We start from the raw sequence: 19,655 nt of genomic DNA on the forward strand, positions 1-19,655 counted from the left end.
CGGATGATTAGTACAGCTTCGTATCCAAAGTGTAGCCTTCTAGATTTTCTTTAACCCGTTGCAAGAATCGTCCGCAAATCACTCCGTCCAAAATGCGATGATCCAGCGACAAGCACAGATTAGCCATCGAGCGAACCGCAATCATATCATCAATAACCACGGGTCTTTTGACAATGGATTCAAAGGTAAGAATTGCAGCCTGCGGATAGTTAATCACCGGATAAGATAAAATGGAACCAAAGGAGCCTGTGTTGTTTACAGTGAACGTTCCGCCTTGCATGTCGTCCAGTTTGAGCGTGCCTTCCCGGGTTTTACGTGCCAAATCGTCAATTTCACGAGCTAATCCAGCAATATTTTTCTGGTCCGCTTTTTTAATAACAGGGGTAAGAACGGAGTCCTCTGTACCCACGGCTAGCGAAATATTGATATCTCTTTTGACGATAATTTTGTCCACAGCCCACACCGAATTCATGATCGGATATTCCTTGATTGCATTCACGACTGCTTTCATGAGGAAAGCCAGATACGTAATATTGATGCCTTCTTTTTGCTTGAACTCGTTTTTGATCTTGTTGCGGAGCATTACCAGGTTGGTCACATCCACCTCAATCGTCGTCCATGCATGTGGAATTTCGGAAACGCTTTGTCGCATATTGCGAGCAATTGCACTGCGAATGGGTGTAACATCAATAAAATACTCGGATCTGTTATTGTTGCCACCCTCAACTTCGATCACAGGAGCTTTTGGAGCCTCCGTCAAATGAATCCCACTGTTACGAACCGGAATAGCAGGGTCCATATTTTGAATCGGTGTACTGTGCTGAGTGGCAGACTGCTGTCTTCCTGCAAAAGGAGAGCCTTGTCCTGATGTTGTCGCAGTCGGCTGTCCAGATACTCCAGTGAGAGCAGAACCGCCCTGCTGCACATAATTCAGCACGTCTTTGCGGGTAATTCTTCCCCCCATGCCCGTGCCTGGTACTTGGCTTAAGTCCACATTATGCTCAGCAGCCAGGGTTTGCACCGCTGGGGAAAAACGTCCTCTCATGGACTGATCCGATCCAGCACTCTGCTGAGATTGTGTTTGTACGGTACTTTGAGATGCTGGTGCAACAGGTGTCGCTCCTGATGCCGCCGCAGGTGCAGCCGACTTCGTCTGGATACGGCAAATTAACTCGCCTACCGCTACTGTCTGACCTTCCTCTGCCAACAGATCACCCATAATGCCGTCCAATGTGGATGGGATTTCTGCATTCACTTTATCTGTAATAACCTCGCAAATCGGCTCGAATTGCTCTACCGTTTCACCAGGTTGTTTGAGCCATTTGGCAATTGTCGCCGATACAAGCGATTCTGCCAATTGTGGCATGGTCACGTCGTTCCATTGTGTTTGGTCTGACATTTTTTCAACTCCTTAACATTATAGGAGGTCGCGTTTTACCGCTGCCCCCGCTATACTTTTGGAATGCTTTCGTCCAATCTGCCCTATATTAATACATTGCAAGACGGCGCATGGCTTCCTTAACTTTATCCTTGTTTAACATATAAAACTTCTCCATCGGTGGACTGATCGGCATGGCTGGTACATCAGGAGCACATAGACGCTCAATCGGCGCATCCAGCTCGAACAGACACTCCTCGTTAATAATTGCCGATACCTCGGCACCGATGCCGCCCGTTTTATTGTCCTCATGCACGATTAATACCTTACCTGTATGTCGTGCAGCCTCAATAATGGCTTCGCGATCCAGCGGTTGGAGTGTGCGCAAATCCACAACATGTGCGGTAATGCCCTCTTCCTTCTCCAATTCCTCAGCAGCCTGCATAACAAAATGCAAAGGCTGGCTATATCCGATGACCGTAATATCGTCACCCTCACGTAATAGATTAGCCTTGCCAATCGGAACGATATAATCATCCTCAGGCACTTCACCCTTGATCAGCTTGTAGGATTTTTTATTTTCAAAAAACAGCACTGGATCAGGGTCACGAATGGCTGCTTTCAACAATCCTTTTGCGTCATAAGGTGTAAATGGAGCAACAATTTTCAAACCCGGCGTACCAAAAAAGATAGATTCTGGACACTGAGAGTGATACAAACCACCAAAGATACCACCACCGATTGGCGCGCGGATTACCACAGGACAGTTCCAATCGTTGTTAGAGCGGTAACGGATTTTAGCTGCTTCACTAATAATCTGATTCGTCGCCGGAAGCATGAAGTCCGAATATTGCATTTCGGCAATCGGCTTCATTCCGTACATGGCTGCACCAATCGCAACCCCGGCAATAGCCGACTCAGCTAATGGCGTATCCATGACACGTTGCTCACCGAATTGGTCCATAAGCCCCTTTGTCGTTGTAAAAACGCCGCCCTTCACCCCGACATCCTCACCTAATACAAAAACCGTTTCATCCTGCTCCATCTCTTCTTTCATGGCAAGACGAATCGCATCAATATATTCCATAATCGCCATCGTTACCGGCCCTCCCCATCGCTATCTGCATACACATGCAGCAGCGTATCTTCGGGCTTTGGAAAAGGCGCTTTATCTGCATATTCAATCGCTTCCTTGACTTCGAGCAGCAGCTCAGCCGACAGATCCGCATCCTTGGCCTCATCCCAAATGCCGCATTCAATCAAGTAGCTTTTCATACGGGCTACGCCATCCTTGGCCCAGTTCTCATCCACTTCTTCCTTGGTCCGGTAAGCCAGATCATTATCCGAGGTGGAGTGAGGAGACAGACGGTACATCATGGCTTCGATCAGCGTAGGACCTTCACCGCGGACAGCACGTTCCCGTGCTTCCTTCACCGCCGCATATACGGCCAACGCATCATTACCATCGACTCGAATCCCTGGAAAACCATATCCCAAAGCACGGTCGCTTACCTTGCCTGCCAACTGTTTATGAATCGGAACCGATATCGCATATTGATTGTTCTCGCACATAATGATGACTGGCAGCTTCTGTACACCAGCAAAGTTACAGCCTTCGTGAAAATCTCCCTGATTGCTGGAGCCTTCCCCAAACGTAACAAACGATACAAAATCCTTTTTCTGCATTTTGGCAGCCAAAGCTACACCTACTGCATGCGGAACCTGTGTCGTTACTGGGCTGGAGCCTGTCACAATACGCAGCCGTTTACTACCAAAATGTCCTGGCATCTGGCGACCGCCGCTATTGGGATCATCTGCCTTGGCAAATGCCGACAGCATTAGTTCGCGCGGCGTCATTCCTACCGCAAGCACGAATCCATAATCCCGATAATAGGGAAGAAAATAGTCCTTTTCCCGGTCAAGGCCGAAAGCTGCACCTACTTGTGCCGCCTCCTGTCCAATGCCAGAAACGTGGAAATTAATTTTCCCTGCCCGTTGCAGGAGCATGTTGCGCTCGTCAAATCTTCTTGCGAGCAACATATATCTGTACATATCAATAACTTGTCCGTGAGTAAGTCCCAGCTGTTCATGTCTGAAGCCAGCGTCTACAGCGCCTTTAGAACTCATTGAGGCACCTCCTTAAGTGTCAAACATCCTACTTCCAGTACCTAGTACCATCTTGTCTTAAAACCTGGTACTAAACTCTGGCTAACCCCATTATAATCCTTTTCTCCCCAAAAAGAAAAGCACCGATTTATTTGAAATGTTTATATGCCAATCGCCTGTCCATCAACGGCCAACATCGCTTCTCCCAAAATCTCCGACAACGTCGGATGCGGATGAATAAGTTGTCCGACTTCCCACGGCGTAGCATCCAGCAGTTGCGCAAGAGCGGCCTCGCTGATCAGATCCGTCACATGCGTACCGATCATATGTACACCGAGAATATCATTGGTCTTCTCGTCGGCCACTACTTTGACGAAGCCGTCCCGACTGCCGTATACTAGCGATTTTCCGATAGCTTGAAAAGGGAACTTCCCTGTCTTCACCTGATGTCCACGCTCACGGGCTTCTTGCTCCGTTAAGCCGACGCTCGCGGCTTCAGGACGTGTATAAATACACCGCGGAATCAGATGGTTAGGTACACTGTGAAACTCTTCGCCCGCCAGATGATGAACCGCCTGCAAACCTTCATGGCTTGCCGCATGCGCCAGTTGTAAGCCGCCGATGCAATCTCCAATGGCGTAAATATGTGGTTCATTCGTCTGCAAATGCTCATTAACCGAGATAAAGCCACGCTCTACGCGGATATCCGTATTTTCCAGCCCGATATTTTCTACATTTGCCTGACGCCCTACAGAAATGAGCAGTTTGGAAGCGCTGAGGGTTTCGGTTTCTTCCCCTTTTTGCACGTCAATCTGGATACCTTCCTCATCCTTGCCGTATGTTTCAGCCAGCACTTGCGAACCCGTCAGCACCTTGATACCACGCTTGGTTAACAAGCGCTGCATTTCACGTGAAACGTCTTCGTCTTCCGTGGGAATAAGTCGATTCGTGGCTTCAACCACCGTAACCTCCACGCCAAAATCATTTAGCATGGAAGCCCACTCCACGCCAATAACGCCACCGCCCACGATGATCAGGGATGCTGGTAGCTTCTCCATAGTTAACGCTTCGTCACTACTCAGAATAAATTCACCATCTGGCTCTAGTCCGGACAGCACACGCGGGCGTGATCCCGTTGCAATAATGAGATGTGCAGGAACAATCGTTTCCATCTCACCATCTTCTAGTTCCACAGCAACTGCCCCGCTTTTTGGAGAAAATATAGACGGCCCAATCACGCGTCCCTTACCGCTCAGCACCGTAATTTTATTTTTACGCATCAAAAATTGAACGCCCTGATGAAGCTGCTCCACAACGGCTTCCTTACGCTCCTGAACCTTGGGAAATACAAGCTGTGCTCCCGATGTCTCGATACCGTATTGTGCACTTTCTTTAATCGTGGCATATACTTCCGCACTGCGTAGCAAGGCCTTACTCGGAATGCAACCACGGTGTAGACAGGTTCCGCCAAGCTTGTCCTTTTCGATGATAACCACTTCTTTGCCTAGCTGGGCGGCACGAATGGCTGCTACATACCCCCCGGTTCCTCCACCCAAAATAGCGACATCACAATGTATAGTCATGTTTCTCCTCCATTAACAATTGATTATATATAGCTTATTGTACTCTCTTTATTTCACTGTACAAAATATAGCGTTTAGGCATAGGCTACAAAAAAGCTAACCCTTTAATCCAGATCTCTTTCCATATCATTCATACAGCGCATCTCGTAATTTGGTAGACATCCTTGAACTTTGTGCTGATTTGGCTCGCAGCGCCTTGCGAAATGATTCATTTTGTTTGCGCAGAAAGTTCAGCTCTGTCTCCAGCTCAGTGACGAGTTCTAGAGCTTGCGGGCTGATCAGCCCTTGCTCCAGTAATGCTCCTTTTTTGGCACTATAATCCGTATTTTTTTCGTCCATGCCTTTCACTCTTCCCTTCATTCCACTACGCTTCACCATATCATGCCCGCGGCGGCAGAGCAATGACGACCACATTTACGTTTTAGGAATGGACATACAAAAACATGTCGAAAATCAATATATTTTCTCTAGTCTGTATGCGGCTGGTTATGGTAATCTATAATGGCGTTTTCTTTCGGAGAAGAAGATTTACAGTGTTATGTACATGTTACAGAGAGGGGAATTCGCTTTGCCTACAGGACGAATTACGATTATTACAGGCCCCATGTTCAGTGAAAAATCCGGCGAATTGATTCGCCGCTGTCAAAAACTAATCCAATACGGGCATCGTAAAGTGGTCGCTTACAAACCCGCTGAAGATAACCGCTATGCCGAGGACGAAATAGTAAGCCGGATCGGATATCGGCTGCCCGCTATCTCTATCCCAAGAAAACTCACAGATGAGCTCGTTCAGCGTATTTTGCAAGAAACAAAAGATGCCGACGTGGTTGCCTTTGATGAAGTCCAGTTTTTCAGTCGTCATATTATGTCGCTCATACAAGAGTTAGCTTATTGCGGCAAGCATGTCATTGCCGATGGGCTGAATCTGGATTATCGAGGCAAGGAGTTCGGCTATGTCGGTGGTCTGCTCGCCATGGCGGATGACATCGAGAAGCTGACTTCCTTTTGCGCTGTATGCGGTAGCTCGGAAGCAGTATTTACGCAACGAATAGTAAATGGTAACCCTTCCACTGTGGGACCTATTGTGATGATCGGTGACTCTGAGGCTTATGAGCCTCGTTGTCGAAATTGCTTTATACCTCCTCATAAAGTGAACTGCGATTAGTGGACAGATAGATCGACAAGCTGCAATATGCCTACATGAGTACCAGTGACTTTTTTCTTGCATTTTTTTGGAACGATTCGAACCATTGCCCCGTATATCCGGTTAAGCTGTACAAGTTTTTAGTTTTCGTTTGTATATCATGACCATGAGATTATATGGGGGGACGAAATAATGAGTTTTTTTAACAAAATCTTAGCAAGCGCAGGAATTGGTTCAGCTAAAGTCGATACGCTGGTGGATCAAGCCGTATATGTGCCTGGGGAAGAACTTAGTGGCATCATGCGCATCAAAGGCGGCAAAATTGATCAGGAAATCGGCAAAATTGACATCGAGCTCAAGACTGAATATATCGTGGAGCACGATGATAAAAAAACTATCAGCACCTGCTGCATTGCACGGATTAAGGTATCTGACGGCTTTCATCTAGAGCAAGGACAGGAGCTTGAAATTCCTTTTTCCTTCAGATTGCCGTTGGAAACTCCTGTTACTCACGCCAAACAGCCTGTCTGGCTGGAAACAGCATTAGATATTGGCATGGCTTTGGACCCAACCGATCGTGATTCACTCAAAATCGAGCCACATCCCTATATGAATACAGTGTTTGAGGCGGTTCACCTGTTGGGCTTCCGATTCCACTCCTCCTCTTGCGAACGTCACCCTAAGCTGGGACGCGGTGTTCCATTCGTACAGGAGTTTGAATTTACGCCTGGCTCGGAATATGCACGGGATATCGAGGAGCTAGAGTTGGTAATGCAGTTGGAACCCGAGGGTGTGCATGTGCTTGTAGAAGTAGACCGCAGGGGCAGAGGGTTATCTGGTTGGCTGGAGACTGCCTTTGACATGGATGAGCGTCATGCCTGGTTGAGCTTAAGCCGGGAAGAGCTATCCTATGGACCGGATCACATAGCAGATGCGCTTGAGGAATTGATTGACCGGCAAATTAGATAACAATGTAGAACATAAACAAAACTCCTAACCAATTTACTATAGGTTGGGAGTTTTTATTAATTTAAGAATTTTTTAATGATGGTCCTCAACAGTCTGTATAGACTAAAGTGGCAACATATCCTGTCTTTCCGCCTTATGCTTACATTCTTTACATACCCCGTACAGCGATCCATTGTCATCCGCATAGAAGGTTAATTTGTCTTCTTTTTTACAAAAGGAGCATTTTTGCTTGCCTGTGCCCTGGATAGAGTCAGACAGTCCAAATCCAGTGTGGGTCTGAATACCTGCTGCTTTTGTATTCGCGCGTGAACCGGAAGCCACTTTAGACTTAGATTCATTTCCAGTGCGGGATTGTCGAGCAGACTTACGAGGACGAAATTCAACGACATTACTGCCCCGCTGTTCATTCACTTGTTTGTTGCTGCTGCGACTACGCCTTGCTTTAACAATCCAACCCAACGCCACCAACAACACGCCAAAGCACACCCAAGTCAGACTATTCCACATGCTCTCATCCCCGCCTTTGCTTTAGAATCAATTGGGTTAATAACACTAGCCCGTTCAATGCGATGACTTAGCCTATAGTTTTATTCATTAAAATATATCCGTGTGTACAGCCTCTGTGCTGTTCATCCAATGCCTACCCATATAAAAACCGTACCCTCTAATGCAACATCCGACTCGTCTCTTAGCAAGAAATTGAGCATGTTAGGTAACTCATCTTTTCCTGAGGAGTACATTGACCCGTTTTACAAATTGTACATCATCCTTTTGAAAAACGATAATATCTACTCCCTGGAAATCATTCTCCTTACCATACTTATCATAATGCCTATTACTGCCCAATGGTGAGAACAAAAATGCCCCAGATGGCTACATTACTCCTCTTGATAATAAAAATCAATGAATCTTTTCGTCAATGGATTAAACTTATCAAAACGTTTGCGATGCGGTAAAAAACCTGACTTATGTACTTGTTCTGCTAGTGTTTCTACATGTTCAAATCGCTTGAAAAAGGGCAACGCAAAAGCGTATATATCTTCAACGATCTCTTGGATCACTCGTTCTCTTTCTGCTTCTGTGGACACAAGGTAATCCCTGTTTTCCGTATATTTCTTGGTGAGAGCAATCAACTCACTGTGAAAACAAGCCCCAGTACTATACTTCTTTTTTATTCTTTTGGATTCTACGATAATATAAACTTTTAATGCACCATATTTAGTCGCACCAAAACTAATTTCAAATATAAATTCCTTGGTTTCTTTTTTCAAAACTTTTCTGCTTTTCAGATATTTAAAATCACTCAAAAATGGTGTAGCTATAATTTTGTCTATCGCTAACTGACGTAGTTCACTTGCTTTAAGTTCAGTCTTATTATCCATCATGTCACTCCAACCCAAAGAATTTCACACCATTATATCATATCGTTCCAATTACAGGCTCTTCATATCTCCACCCTTTAATCACAATATATTAATAAAAAAACAGAAAAAAGCCGCTCACAATAGAGCAGCTAGTTCCTCTGAAACATAAAAAGCAGTATACGAACATTATACTTTGAATTTACCAATTTGCCCTTGCAGGTCTTCCGCCATTTGGGACAGATTTCTTGCAGAAGAAGCAATTTCCTCCATAGATGCCAGCTGTTCCTGAGTTGCGGCAGATACGTGTTGTGTCCCTGCTGCGGCTTCCTCAGCAATCGCTGAAATTTGTCTGACAAAACCAACAATCTCATCAGTACTTGCAGACATTTGTTCTGATCCGGCAGAAACCTCTTCAATTTCACTGGCCACTTTATTTACGGTTTCCTGAATGAGTTCAAAGGATGCGCCTGCATTTTGTACAACTTCACGACCTGTCATGACATCCTTCCCGTTGGACGCTACCGCCTCAATAGCATGGGTAGTATCCTTTTGAATCAATCCCACAAGCTCCGTAATTTGTTGAGCAGAATGAGCCGATTGTTCAGCCAACTTGCGAACTTCGCCTGCAACTACAGCAAATCCGCGACCATGTTCCCCTGCGCGGGCCGCTTCAATCGCAGCGTTCAAGGCAAGAAGGTTGGTCTGACTAGAAATATTGGTGATAACATCAATGATCTTGCCAATTTCGTCTGAGCGCTCTCCCAATCCAGCCATGAGATCTGCCAATCCATTCATCGAATCATTCACGGCATTCATCTGCGTAACTGCCTGTTGAATCATCTGGTTACCTTCAGCCGATTTATGGGCCGCATCTTGCGCAGATGCGAATACATTTTGCGCGCGGATGGCGATTTGTTCAACACCGATAGACATTTCCTCAATAGCTTGGGACGATTTCGTCACCATATCTACCTGGTCTCCTGTTCCAGTAGCTACTTCTTGCACCGTTTCGGTTATTTGTGCAGAAGCTTGGCTATTTTGCTCTGCGCTGGCCGTCAATTCTTCTGAGGAAGTGGTTACCAGCTCAGTCGTCTTACTCACAGATTGAATCAGTTGACGAAGGTTCTCAACCATGACATTGAAGGAATGTGCCAACGTACTGATCTCATCCTTGCCCTTCACAATGATAGCTTCACTTGTAAGATCACCCGATGCGATACTTTCAGCAGCACGACTGATTCGCAAGATAGGTTTAGAAATAATTTGGGCTATGATGATTGCCATGATCAATGCTAATATAACGGCTGCTATACTCAAAACGATGACCAGTTGTCTACCTGAAATAAAGTTGTCAACAGCTTCTTTCGTAGTCTGTTTAGATCCATCTGCATTCAATTTAATGAGCTGACTGATTATATCGTTTGAATTATACCATAACTTATAGGACTCTTGATGAAGGATGCTTGATTGAGCGTAATCATTAGCTTTACCAGCTTCGATCACTTCAGGCAACTTGTTCAGATACTCTGTATAAGTTTTGGAGAATTCTTCATACATTTCACGTTCTTTAGGGGTAGCAATTAATTTTTCGTATGTTTTTCGGCCGTCCTCAACCTTTTTTAAAACCTTATCATATTCGGCCTGAACCTTCTCCATTTCCTCTGGGTCACGTTCTACAATAATATTTAATGAGAGCCGTTCAACATCAGATACATCACCATTTAGTGTTCCCAGGATGGTCACACTAGGCATCCAATGGCTATCAATTTCCATCGAAGTGTCACCTAGGTTTTTCATTTTTGAGATAGATACTGTACTAATCACGATCAGCAGGATTATTACCGCAAGAAAACCCAATATCAATTTTGTTCGAATGTTAAATTTCATATATTCGCTCCTCAGTTCTCTTTATATTAGATACTATATCGACAAGAAACGACACATTGTTTATATCAAAATTAAAGAGAATTTCAGAACTGTTTACAAAAGGAAAATTTTTCTTCGTGATGGTTGGTGCAACTGATTCAGGTTTATTTTATATACAGTGTGAAGGGTATTATGTCTCATAATTCCCAATTGTTCTGCCATTTAGCGAGGGAGATGTTGAAAATCTTCATTCACTCATTCCATCAAACTCAAAAAAAGGATACCCAAAACGGGTATCCTTCTATGTTTTACTTCCTAGCAATCACCATAAATCGTTCTGAATTTGTCCTTATTCCTATTTCGGTTTGATTGTCCAAAATAAATTGTTGGAGTATTTGAAAATCAATTTCTTCTTCTCCGAAGTTAGGAATAATTGGAGTGTTTTTCAAGAGAAATATTAAGTCTGTAGGAGTCTGATAATATTCGTTTGCATTGAATTCAAATGACTGTATGTCGTTAAAGCCAGCATCACTTAATTCCGTAATATATTTAGCTTTTAACGAGTCTTTCTTAGGACCCCATGCCTGTCCTCTTCCAAACGCTTCTTTAATATTTAATTTGTCGTTTTCACTTACTTGCTGTGTCAGGAACATACCCCCCTTTACTAACACCTTTGCTATTTCTCTTGCAAAAAACAAGAATGTCTAGAAGAGATTACATTAATGTCTAGAAGAGATTACATTAAAGAAATTCTCAGGAAAATTTAGATTTTCAGCATCGGAAACTAAATACTTCGAACAATACGGAAAGACATCCGATTCACCTCATTTGAAAGATGGTTTTAATTATATTTCTAATAGAGCTTGTCAATCAAGCAATAGTTCAATAATAATTCTTTATAACTTTGGTAGAACGATCACTGATAGCAATTAAATGACGATAATTGAAGAAAACTTTAAATTGTCCAGTTGAAATTCAAAATCGTTCATAAAAAATACCGCTCCTTTACTGGTCTTTGGAAGACCCAATAAAAAGGCGGTATTCATTGTCTACTATTCAGGAGTTTATCAGTGTGGGGGCGGCTGTTATGGAGATTAGTAGCCATCCCTGCAATTATCTTTGACAAGCGTCAAAACACAAAAGCCCCTTGCTTCCATCAATCATTCTGACCCTTTCAGGACACCTTGTTCTCAATTCTCAGCTTATCTGCCACCATCGCTATGAATTCACTATTCGTTGGTTTGGACTTACTGATATTAATGGTGTAACCAAACAGGTGTGAAATGCTGTCGATATTTCCGCGGGTCCATGCTACCTCGATAGCATGACGAATGGCGCGTTCTACGCGAGATGCCGTCGTTTTGAACTTTTCTGCGATTGCCGGATATAATGTTTTGGTGATGGCTCCCAAAATTTCGATATTATTGTACACCATCGTAATGGCTTCGCGTAAATATTGATAGCCTTTGATGTGAGCTGGTACACCAATTTCATGTATGATGGCCGTGATACTGGCATCCAGGTTTTTCGTCTTACCCATAGGTACAACGTTGGACCGCATGGATGAAATGGTCACCGGACTGCTGCTAACTAACTGCGGTCCCACTAATTGGCGAACACGGTTAGCCAGCACTTCCATGTCAAACGGCTTCAAAATATAATAAGATGCCCCGAGCTGTACGGCCCTCTGTGTAATATTTTCTTGACCGAATGCAGTCAGCATAATGATTTTCGGCTGTGGAGTCAGGTTCATTTCTCTTAAACGCTCCAATACACCGAGACCATCCAGATGAGGCATAATAATATCTAAAATAAGTACATCAGGTATGTTGCGGGATTCTGCGATGCGTTGGAGCACTTCTTCGCCGTTATAGGCGATTCCTGTAACTTCCATATCCTCCTGATCGGAAATATATTCAGCAAGCAAATTCGTAAATTCCCGGTTGTCATCAGCCAACAATACCTCAATTTTTTGCAATGTACTTCCTCCTCATTGAGTGATATTCCATTGTGATATCTGTTTACAGTATATAAATATTTCTTGTCGGAGTATATGATTTCGACATCGAATTATGAATTCCTTCTGTCGAAAATTATTTTTATTTATTTTTTTTATAGTTTCTATTATAATTGATTCTTTATCTTGCAATTATGAGTTATTCCCCTGCTTTTCGACAAAAAAATCTTAAGGCCACTAGCTCGCCTTAAGATTAGAAGATGATTTCAAGCTTACGTTATTCTGCATGATTCCTGCATCGCGTAGCATCCATTCGATAAAACAACCGTAACCTGACTTAGGATCATTCACAAATACATGTGTCACAGCCCCGATAAGCTTGCCATTTTGGATGATCGGACTACCGCTCATTCCTTGCACGATTCCCCCGGTCTTATCCAACAGCTTTGGATCTACAATGCGAATCACAAGTCCTTTTGTTGCTGGTTTGTCCTGCTGAGAAATGTGTACAATTTCCGCCTGAAACCGCTGAATTTGTTGACCTTCCAGTACAGTCAAAATTTCTGCAGGTCCTTCCTTTACTTCATTCGCAAGAGCCACCGGAATAGGAGTCGAATACAATCCATATTGCGGCTCATCTGACATTTTCCCAAAAATTCCGAAATTCGTATTTCGTTCAATATTACCTAATACCCGATGATCTTTGAGAAAATGAGCGCGTTTTTCTCCCGGTTCCCCACTTTGGCTTTTCGCAATTGACGTCACATTGGACTGGACAATCTCTCCGCTCCCCACAACAATAGGGGTTTGGGTATTCATATCGGTAATTACGTGGCCCAAGGCCCCGTATACACCCTGGTCCGGTGCGTAAAACGTTAATGTGCCTACACCTGCAGCCGAGTCTCTAATATACAACCCAAGCCGCCACGCTTTGTCATCTTGATCATATGCTGGTGTTAACTTGGTGGAAATGGTCTGCTCCCCTCGGCAAAGCGTAATGTCGAGCGGCTTTTTATTCTTACCTGCTTCGTCTACTGCCTCAGCAACCCTTGCCAGGCTATTGAGTGGTTTGCCGTTCATGTGTGTAATCCGATCCCCTAGGCGAATCCCCGCTGTTTCACCAGGTGACACCTTACGATCATTACTTTCCTGAATGATATGGTGACCGACGACAAGCACTCCTGAAGATTTTACTTTGACCCCAATCGTCTGCCCCCCCGGGTATACTTTTAAATCGGGAATTACACTTTCTTGGGTTGTCCTCATGCCTTTAGAGCCGAACAAATCCAAAGAAGCTTGTGGAGGCAGCGCTGCTTGCACATGCTGAGCGTTACCGATAGAACACATAAGAAAAACAAGCAAAAGACCGAGCAATTTGATCCTGGAGTAAAAATTCAATGGCTGTCACGCTCCCTTTGCTTCTTTCGCTTGACGAGTAAAGGTGGTCGCCAATTGCGTACCTATAAGGTAACCTTGCCCCCAGGCTTTTATAACTGTTAAACATTACGCCATCCGCTCTTTTCAGGCTTTCTTTCCTTCCGCCAAATTCAGCATTTCCTGTGCGTGATGCAATGTTTTTTCGGTAATTTCCACACCGCCCAGCATCCGTGCCAATTCTTTGACACGCCCATCCTCCGTAAGCCCCTCAATTTGAGTCATGGTCCGTCCATCATGAACATTTTTCTCAATAAGGTACTGATGATCTGCCATACATGCCACCTGCGGCAAATGAGTAATGGAAAACACCTGACAAACGGAAGATAAACGATATAGCTTCTCGGCAATGGATTGAGCTGCACGACCACTAACCCCGGTATCCACCTCGTCAAAAATGAGTACTGGAATTTGATCATGACGTGCAAAAATACTTTTCATCGCCAACATGATACGTGATAACTCACCGCCTGAAGCGATCTTACCAAGTGGACGGAGTGGCTCACCTGGATTGGGGGAAATAAGAAATTCCGCATTATCAATGCCCTGCTTGGTAGGTCTCACCTTCAGACCTTTATATTCATATCCCCGTGGATCTTCAATTGGATCAATGCGCACCTTGAGTGACGTTCTTTCCATCTGGAGGTCTTTTAGCTCCTGCTCCACTTGCTCTGCAAGCTCTTCAGCACAAATTTCACGTGCTTCTGTAAGCTCTTCCGCAATCTCCAGCAAATCCGAAAGCAACTCATCCCGTTTTGCAATGAGCTGCTCCAGCCGCTCATCTTTATTTTCCAGCAGATCGGTTTCCTGCTCAATACGGCTATAGTATTCCAAAATCTGCTCTATACTATCACCATATTTTCGCTGTAATCCGGTAATCTGATTCAAACGTTGCTCCACTTCATGCAGCTTGCCTGGATTAAATTCAATATCCTCACGATAAGAACGTAATTGGAATGCTGCGTCCTCCAACTGGTAAAAAGCAGACTGAATCTGCTCCGCAATGGGCTGAAGGCTTTTGCTGTCATAGCTTTGAACATCGTTTAATCTGGACAACACGTTATTGATCGTATCCAGTCCACCTCTGCCGCTTAGCAGTTCGTATGCTCCTGATATCCCATCCATCATTTTCTCACTATGGGATAGCTTGACCCGTTCCTCTGCCAATAATTCATCTTCTCCCAATTTCAACTCCGCCGCAGCGATCTCTTCTAATTGAAATCGGTACATATCCAAAAGCTGATAAGCCTTTTGACTGGAGCTTTGCAGTTCTCTTACTTCTTTTTCCGCTTTGACAAACGCATTGTACCGCTCCCGATAAAGCGTTTTGACCGGACCGATGACTGAATCACCGAACGTATCCAGCAGCGCCAGATGGCGATCAGCACGTAGCAGGCTTTGATGCTCATGTTGCCCGTGGATATTGACGAGTTGCTCACCTACCTCACGCAGCATCGTTAAATTAACCATCTGGCCGTTAATTCGAGAAGAGCTTTTCCCTTGAACCGTAAGTTCGCGACGAATCAGCAAATGCTCCTCCGCATTAGCCTTAATTCCTTGTTCCTCTAGTGTATTCCAAACTGGATGTTTTACTGGCAGTTCAAATAAGGCTTCCATCTCTGCTTTATCACAACCGTAACGCACTAAATCAGCAGAGCCCCTACCGCCTGCAATCAGCCCAAGCGCATCGATAATAATGGATTTACCAGCACCTGTTTCCCCGCTCAACACATGAAATCCTTTATAAAAATGAACATCAACGGCCTCTACAACCGCCAAATTCCGTATAGACAAAGTGACCAGCATCGTTCTTTCACCTCTATGATGTACAAATTAAAACGCCTAATATGCGTAGCCATTATAATTAGGAAATGTAGCCCATAAGACGATTAACGATAGCTTCGCTGTTTTCTTCCGATCGGCAAATAATCAAAATGGTGTCATCCCCGCTAATCGTCCCCATAATCTCGGACCATTCAATATTATCCAATAAAGCTGCAATCGAGTTGGCTGTTCCTGGCAGGCATTTCATCACAATCAGATTGGTTGTGTAGTCAATATGCAAAAAGTTATCGACCAACGTACGTTTCAGTTTCTGGGCCGGATTGTAACGCTGATCTGAAGGCATCGAATATTTATATCTGCCATCGTCCATTGGAACCTTGATGAGCAGCAATTCCTTGATATCACGCGATACGGTCGCCTGCGTGACCTGAAAACCAGCCTTACGCAATGCTTCAACCAGATCATCCTGCGTCTCAATCTCATGTTGTGAAATAATTTCTCTAATTTTAATATGTCGTTGACCCTTCATATAATCCTCCTATGGATTAACCTTCATATTCCTCTTCTTCGAGGTCTTCCACTAATGTAATAAAGCGAATACTTCGCTCGTCCGTATCAACGTACAATACACCCGCGCAACCCGGATAGAGCAATAAATACGGCATGAGCCTGTCCCTTACATCAGGACCACTCCACTCCATTGGTTTCTTGCGGCGTGACGTTTTGACCATATATGTCGAACCGTTTCGTACAGCCACGTAGTCTATAAACAAACGGCTATACACGGTATGTCCATTCACTTTAAAAGCAAGCGGTATTTTCATCTTCCCGCCCACTACTTCATATCCTGCTTCTTCGAGTAGGTCTGTGGCAGGCCCTTCGTCCAAGTCCTCGTTAATCGGTATCGTCTTTAGCACAAGCGGCCCTGGCTCCTTCAACCAGGCACGTAGGCTATATAAAGCCCATATCCCTAATATCACCCCGATCACAGCGATGATAACCGTATCATATCTTGTGTCCATGGACCGATCACCTCATGGACATATTCTAGGACAAGATGTAAAATCCCTTTTCCTTTGTACATCTCATTATAGGCGAACGTGAGTTCTATAATCAATCCCTCACACCAAAAAGAGGTTCCCTTAAGTTCACAGAACTCATGGAGAACCCCTGAATGTTACTTACGCGATGGACCATTATTAAAAGTCTGACCTGCTTCCTGAACGGTACGTTCAATCAGTGGTCTGAAATCCATCTTCTCCAGCTGCGATTCTGCAGCAGGAAGCCCATCCAAACGCCAATGCGCTAAAAATTCAATATTGCCTTCTCCACCTGTAATAGGCGAATAAGCCAAACCTTGCAGCGTGAGTCCAAGCTCATGTGCAAACATCAGAATGGTCTGCAACACTTCTTTATGCGTAGCAGGATCACGGACCACACCGGATTTCCCGACCTTTTCGCGTCCAGCTTCGAATTGCGGCTTGATTAGAGCTACAATATCAGCAGGTTGATGCAACAAGGCAAGCAGCGGGGGCAAAATAATTCGTAATGAAATAAACGAAACGTCAATACTTGCAAAATTCGGCACGGAACCATTCAAATCCGCGGGTGTCATATATCTGAAATTCGTTTTCTCCATTACGCATACTCGTTCATCATTACGAAGGGACCAATCCAGCTGATTATAACCTACATCAATGGCGTATACATATTTAGCTCCATGCTGAAGTGCACAATCCGTAAAACCTCCAGTGGACGAGCCAATATCCAGCATTGTCCTGCCCTTCATATCCAGCTCAAATTGACGGATGGCCTTCTCCAGCTTCAATCCTCCACGGCTTACATACGGATGCACCGAACCCTTAACTTTAAGCTCGCTGGCACGTGGTACCTTCATCCCCGCCTTCTCGATCCGTTCGCTGTCCGCCAGTACTAGACCAGCCATAATCGCAGCTTTAGCTTTTTCACGGCTTTCAAAAAAGCCTTGTTCTACAAGTAATACATCAATGCGTTCCTTCGGAACAGACATGTTAATCTCCCTTTAAGCAGCCAGGCTGCTCTTGTCATACTTTTTATAAACGTCATGGACTTCACTTCAAGTTACCCTATACGGATTGTCCCATGCCATATGCTGGCTCAGCAGCCCATTTACGCAGCTTTAAGCATACATCTTCAATGGTAAGGCCTACTTCAGCACGCTGCTCTTTGATGGAGCCATGCTCCACGAACAGATCGGGAATCCCCATTAGGCGCACCTGTGCCTCTTGTATTTCGGCTTTAGCGTAAAATTCCAGTACAGCGCTACCCAAGCTTCCTGCTTCAGAAGCTTCTTCCAATACGATCAGCTTCGTATGCTGACGAGCCAGCTCACGCAACATATCCTCGTCCAAAGGCTTCAGGAAACGGGCATTCACCACGCCCACTTGCAAACCTTCCCGTTTCATCGCCTCCGCAGCCTCTGTCGCCACCTGGAGCATCGGTCCTGATGCGATTACAGCAAAGCCCTCGCCTTTACGCAGGAGCTCCCAACTGCCGATGGGAATAGCCTGTAATTCTTTATCCATCGGCACGCCAACCACATTAACACGCGGGTAACGATAAGCAATTGGACCATCTTCATAGTCGAGCGCTGTTTTCATCATATGGCGTAGCTCGTTCTCATCCTTTGGCATCATAAGCACAAGATTCGGGATATGACGCAAGAATGCCACATCAAACACGCCATGATGAGTTTCCCCGTCAGCCCCAACAAAACCTGCACGGTCAATCGCGAACATTACGTTCGCATTATGGCGACAGATATCATGCACAATCTGGTCATAAGCACGCTGCATAAAAGTGGAATACACCGCAAACACCGGCTTCATCCCCTCCATTGCCAACGCAGCACACATGGTAGCTGCATGCTGTTCAGCAATGCCTACGTCAATCATACGGCTAGGAAACTCTTTACTAAACGGTACCAGTCCTGATCCACCAGGCATAGCAGGCGTGACCGCAACGATGCGCTCATCCTGCTCAGCCAGCTCAATCAGCGTTCGGCCGAAAATTTCCGTATACATCGGATTACCTACAGCTTTGAGTACCTGACCCGATTCAATTTTGTAAGGGCTGATTCCGTGCCATTTGTGTGAATCTGCCTCTGCAGGTTTATAGCCCTTGCCCTTGGTGGTAACGACATGCACCAATACAGGGCCAGTGACATTATCAGCCTGCTGGAAGGTTTCGATTAGCTTCGGCAAATCATGTCCGTCCACAGGACCGAGATACGTAAGTCCCAGTTCCTCAAACAGTACACCAGGCACCATCATATATTTAAGACTGTCCTTGACACGGCCAGCCGATTTGGCAAGTTTACCGCCGATCGCGGGTATTTTTTTCAGCAAAACTTCCAGCTCATCTTTTGCTCGCAAATAATGACGGTCCGAGCGGATTTTACTCAAATAATTATGCATGGCCCCTACATTAGGCGCTATGGACATTTCGTTGTCATTCAGAATGACCATTAAATTTTTGCGCTCATGTCCGATATGATTCAACGCTTCGAAGGCCATTCCCCCAGTCAACGCGCCGTCTCCGATCATTGCAATGACTTTATTGTCCTCGCCCTTCAAATCTCGAGCCAAAGCCATTCCCATTGCGGCCGACAGAGAAGTGCTGCTATGACCGGCTTCCCAAACATCATGCTCACTCTCGCTTCTTTTTACAAAACCACAAAGTCCATCACGCTGACGAAGTGTATCAAAACGATCCATTCGCCCTGTCAATATTTTGTGTACGTAGGCTTGGTGCCCAACGTCATAAATCATCTTGTCCTTCGGACTGTTATAGCAATAATGCAGGGCGATCGTGAGCTCAACCACTCCCAGATTCGATGCCAGATGCCCCCCAGTCACGGACAGCTTCTCAATCAAAAAGCTCCTGATTTCCTCGGCTAGAGAAGCCAACTCCTCAACCGACAGTGATTTCAGATCGCCTGGTTGCTTTATGTGTGGAAGCAGCACGCATATCTCCCCGCTTTCCTTCAAGTTTGTGAGTAAAGTTAACAAGTATTATATCACACTTTTTG

General features: G+C 44.9%; 18 protein-coding genes. 2 read left to right on the forward strand and 16 right to left on the reverse strand.

Annotated features, from left to right (window positions below; translation table 11 throughout):
* Nucleotides 1-7 precede the first annotated feature (7 nt).
* From T3H97_RS15295 to T3H97_RS15315, 5 genes are all read right to left on the reverse strand, one after another.
* Entirely contained in the window at nucleotides 8-1,399 is a 1,392-nt protein-coding gene (locus T3H97_RS15295; protein ID WP_328800167.1) for a dihydrolipoamide acetyltransferase family protein, read from the reverse strand.
* An 88-nt stretch (nucleotides 1,400-1,487) separates the two neighbouring features.
* Entirely contained in the window at nucleotides 1,488-2,474 is a 987-nt protein-coding gene (locus T3H97_RS15300) for an alpha-ketoacid dehydrogenase subunit beta (protein ID WP_013310796.1), read from the reverse strand.
* Nucleotides 2,475-2,476: 2 nt separating this feature from the next.
* The gene (locus tag T3H97_RS15305; RefSeq protein ID WP_025723034.1) at nucleotides 2,477-3,505 is read right to left on the reverse strand and encodes a thiamine pyrophosphate-dependent dehydrogenase E1 component subunit alpha; all 1,029 of its coding nucleotides are present in this window, start codon (nucleotides 3,503-3,505) and stop codon (nucleotides 2,477-2,479) included.
* A gap of 140 nt (nucleotides 3,506-3,645) precedes the next feature.
* Entirely contained in the window at nucleotides 3,646-5,067 is a 1,422-nt protein-coding gene (lpdA, locus tag T3H97_RS15310) for a dihydrolipoyl dehydrogenase (RefSeq protein ID WP_328800168.1), read from the reverse strand.
* Nucleotides 5,068-5,193: 126 nt separating this feature from the next.
* On the reverse strand, nucleotides 5,194-5,427 hold the full coding sequence (locus T3H97_RS15315) for a hypothetical protein (protein WP_328800169.1): 234 nt from the start codon (nucleotides 5,425-5,427) through the stop codon (nucleotides 5,194-5,196).
* A gap of 208 nt (nucleotides 5,428-5,635) precedes the next feature.
* Between T3H97_RS15315 and T3H97_RS15320 the strand changes: the two genes are divergently transcribed.
* Together T3H97_RS15320 and T3H97_RS15325 are read left to right on the forward strand one after the other, a co-directional pair.
* The gene (locus T3H97_RS15320) at nucleotides 5,636-6,232 is read left to right on the forward strand and encodes a thymidine kinase (RefSeq protein ID WP_328800170.1); all 597 of its coding nucleotides are present in this window, start codon (nucleotides 5,636-5,638) and stop codon (nucleotides 6,230-6,232) included.
* Between the two features lie 171 nt (nucleotides 6,233-6,403).
* Complete coding sequence (locus tag T3H97_RS15325) at nucleotides 6,404-7,180, forward strand: sporulation protein (protein ID WP_328800171.1); 777 nt, start codon at nucleotides 6,404-6,406, stop codon at nucleotides 7,178-7,180.
* A 102-nt stretch (nucleotides 7,181-7,282) separates the two neighbouring features.
* Here T3H97_RS15325 and T3H97_RS15330 read toward each other — a convergent pair whose 3' ends face one another.
* The 11 genes from T3H97_RS15330 to dxs all read right to left on the reverse strand — a co-directional run bounded on the left by T3H97_RS15330 (nucleotide 7,283) and on the right by dxs (nucleotide 19,590).
* Nucleotides 7,283-7,687: a hypothetical protein gene (locus T3H97_RS15330; protein ID WP_328800172.1), complete on the reverse strand. Its 405-nt coding sequence runs from the start codon at nucleotides 7,685-7,687 to the stop codon at nucleotides 7,283-7,285.
* Nucleotides 7,688-8,058: 371 nt separating this feature from the next.
* Nucleotides 8,059-8,565 (reverse strand): hypothetical protein, encoded by a 507-nt coding sequence (locus tag T3H97_RS15335; RefSeq protein WP_328800173.1) that lies wholly within the window; start codon nucleotides 8,563-8,565, stop codon nucleotides 8,059-8,061.
* 165 nt (nucleotides 8,566-8,730) lie between these two features.
* Nucleotides 8,731-10,431, reverse strand: a complete 1,701-nt coding sequence (locus tag T3H97_RS15340; RefSeq protein WP_328800174.1) for a methyl-accepting chemotaxis protein — start codon at nucleotides 10,429-10,431, stop codon at nucleotides 8,731-8,733.
* Nucleotides 10,432-10,718: 287 nt separating this feature from the next.
* Entirely contained in the window at nucleotides 10,719-11,063 is a 345-nt protein-coding gene (locus T3H97_RS15345; RefSeq protein ID WP_442955620.1) for a hypothetical protein, read from the reverse strand.
* 521 nt (nucleotides 11,064-11,584) lie between these two features.
* Complete coding sequence (spo0A, locus tag T3H97_RS15350) at nucleotides 11,585-12,388, reverse strand: sporulation transcription factor Spo0A (RefSeq protein WP_023989239.1); 804 nt, start codon at nucleotides 12,386-12,388, stop codon at nucleotides 11,585-11,587.
* A gap of 216 nt (nucleotides 12,389-12,604) precedes the next feature.
* Nucleotides 12,605-13,765 carry a SpoIVB peptidase gene (spoIVB, locus tag T3H97_RS15355; RefSeq protein ID WP_328800175.1) on the reverse strand — a complete coding sequence of 387 codons (1,161 nt, stop codon included), beginning with the start codon at nucleotides 13,763-13,765 and terminating at the stop codon, nucleotides 12,605-12,607.
* 123 nt (nucleotides 13,766-13,888) lie between these two features.
* A complete protein-coding gene (gene recN / locus T3H97_RS15360) occupies nucleotides 13,889-15,607 on the reverse strand; it encodes a DNA repair protein RecN (RefSeq protein WP_250270980.1) in 1,719 nt (572 codons plus the stop codon).
* A gap of 58 nt (nucleotides 15,608-15,665) precedes the next feature.
* On the reverse strand, nucleotides 15,666-16,115 hold the full coding sequence (gene ahrC, locus T3H97_RS15365; RefSeq protein WP_013310809.1) for a transcriptional regulator AhrC/ArgR: 450 nt from the start codon (nucleotides 16,113-16,115) through the stop codon (nucleotides 15,666-15,668).
* Between the two features lie 16 nt (nucleotides 16,116-16,131).
* Nucleotides 16,132-16,608, reverse strand: coding sequence for a hypothetical protein (locus tag T3H97_RS15370; RefSeq protein WP_328800176.1), 477 nt, complete (start codon nucleotides 16,606-16,608; stop codon nucleotides 16,132-16,134).
* 155 nt (nucleotides 16,609-16,763) lie between these two features.
* A complete protein-coding gene (locus T3H97_RS15375; protein WP_250239295.1) occupies nucleotides 16,764-17,615 on the reverse strand; it encodes a TlyA family RNA methyltransferase in 852 nt (283 codons plus the stop codon).
* Between the two features lie 76 nt (nucleotides 17,616-17,691).
* Nucleotides 17,692-19,590: a 1-deoxy-D-xylulose-5-phosphate synthase gene (dxs, locus tag T3H97_RS15380; RefSeq protein WP_039270954.1), complete on the reverse strand. Its 1,899-nt coding sequence runs from the start codon at nucleotides 19,588-19,590 to the stop codon at nucleotides 17,692-17,694.
* Between the last annotated feature and the right edge of the window lie 65 nt (nucleotides 19,591-19,655).

It is taken from the genome of Paenibacillus sp. LX16 (genome assembly GCF_036252815.1).
Classification (GTDB): Bacteria; Bacillota; Bacilli; order Paenibacillales; family Paenibacillaceae; genus Paenibacillus; species Paenibacillus polymyxa_B.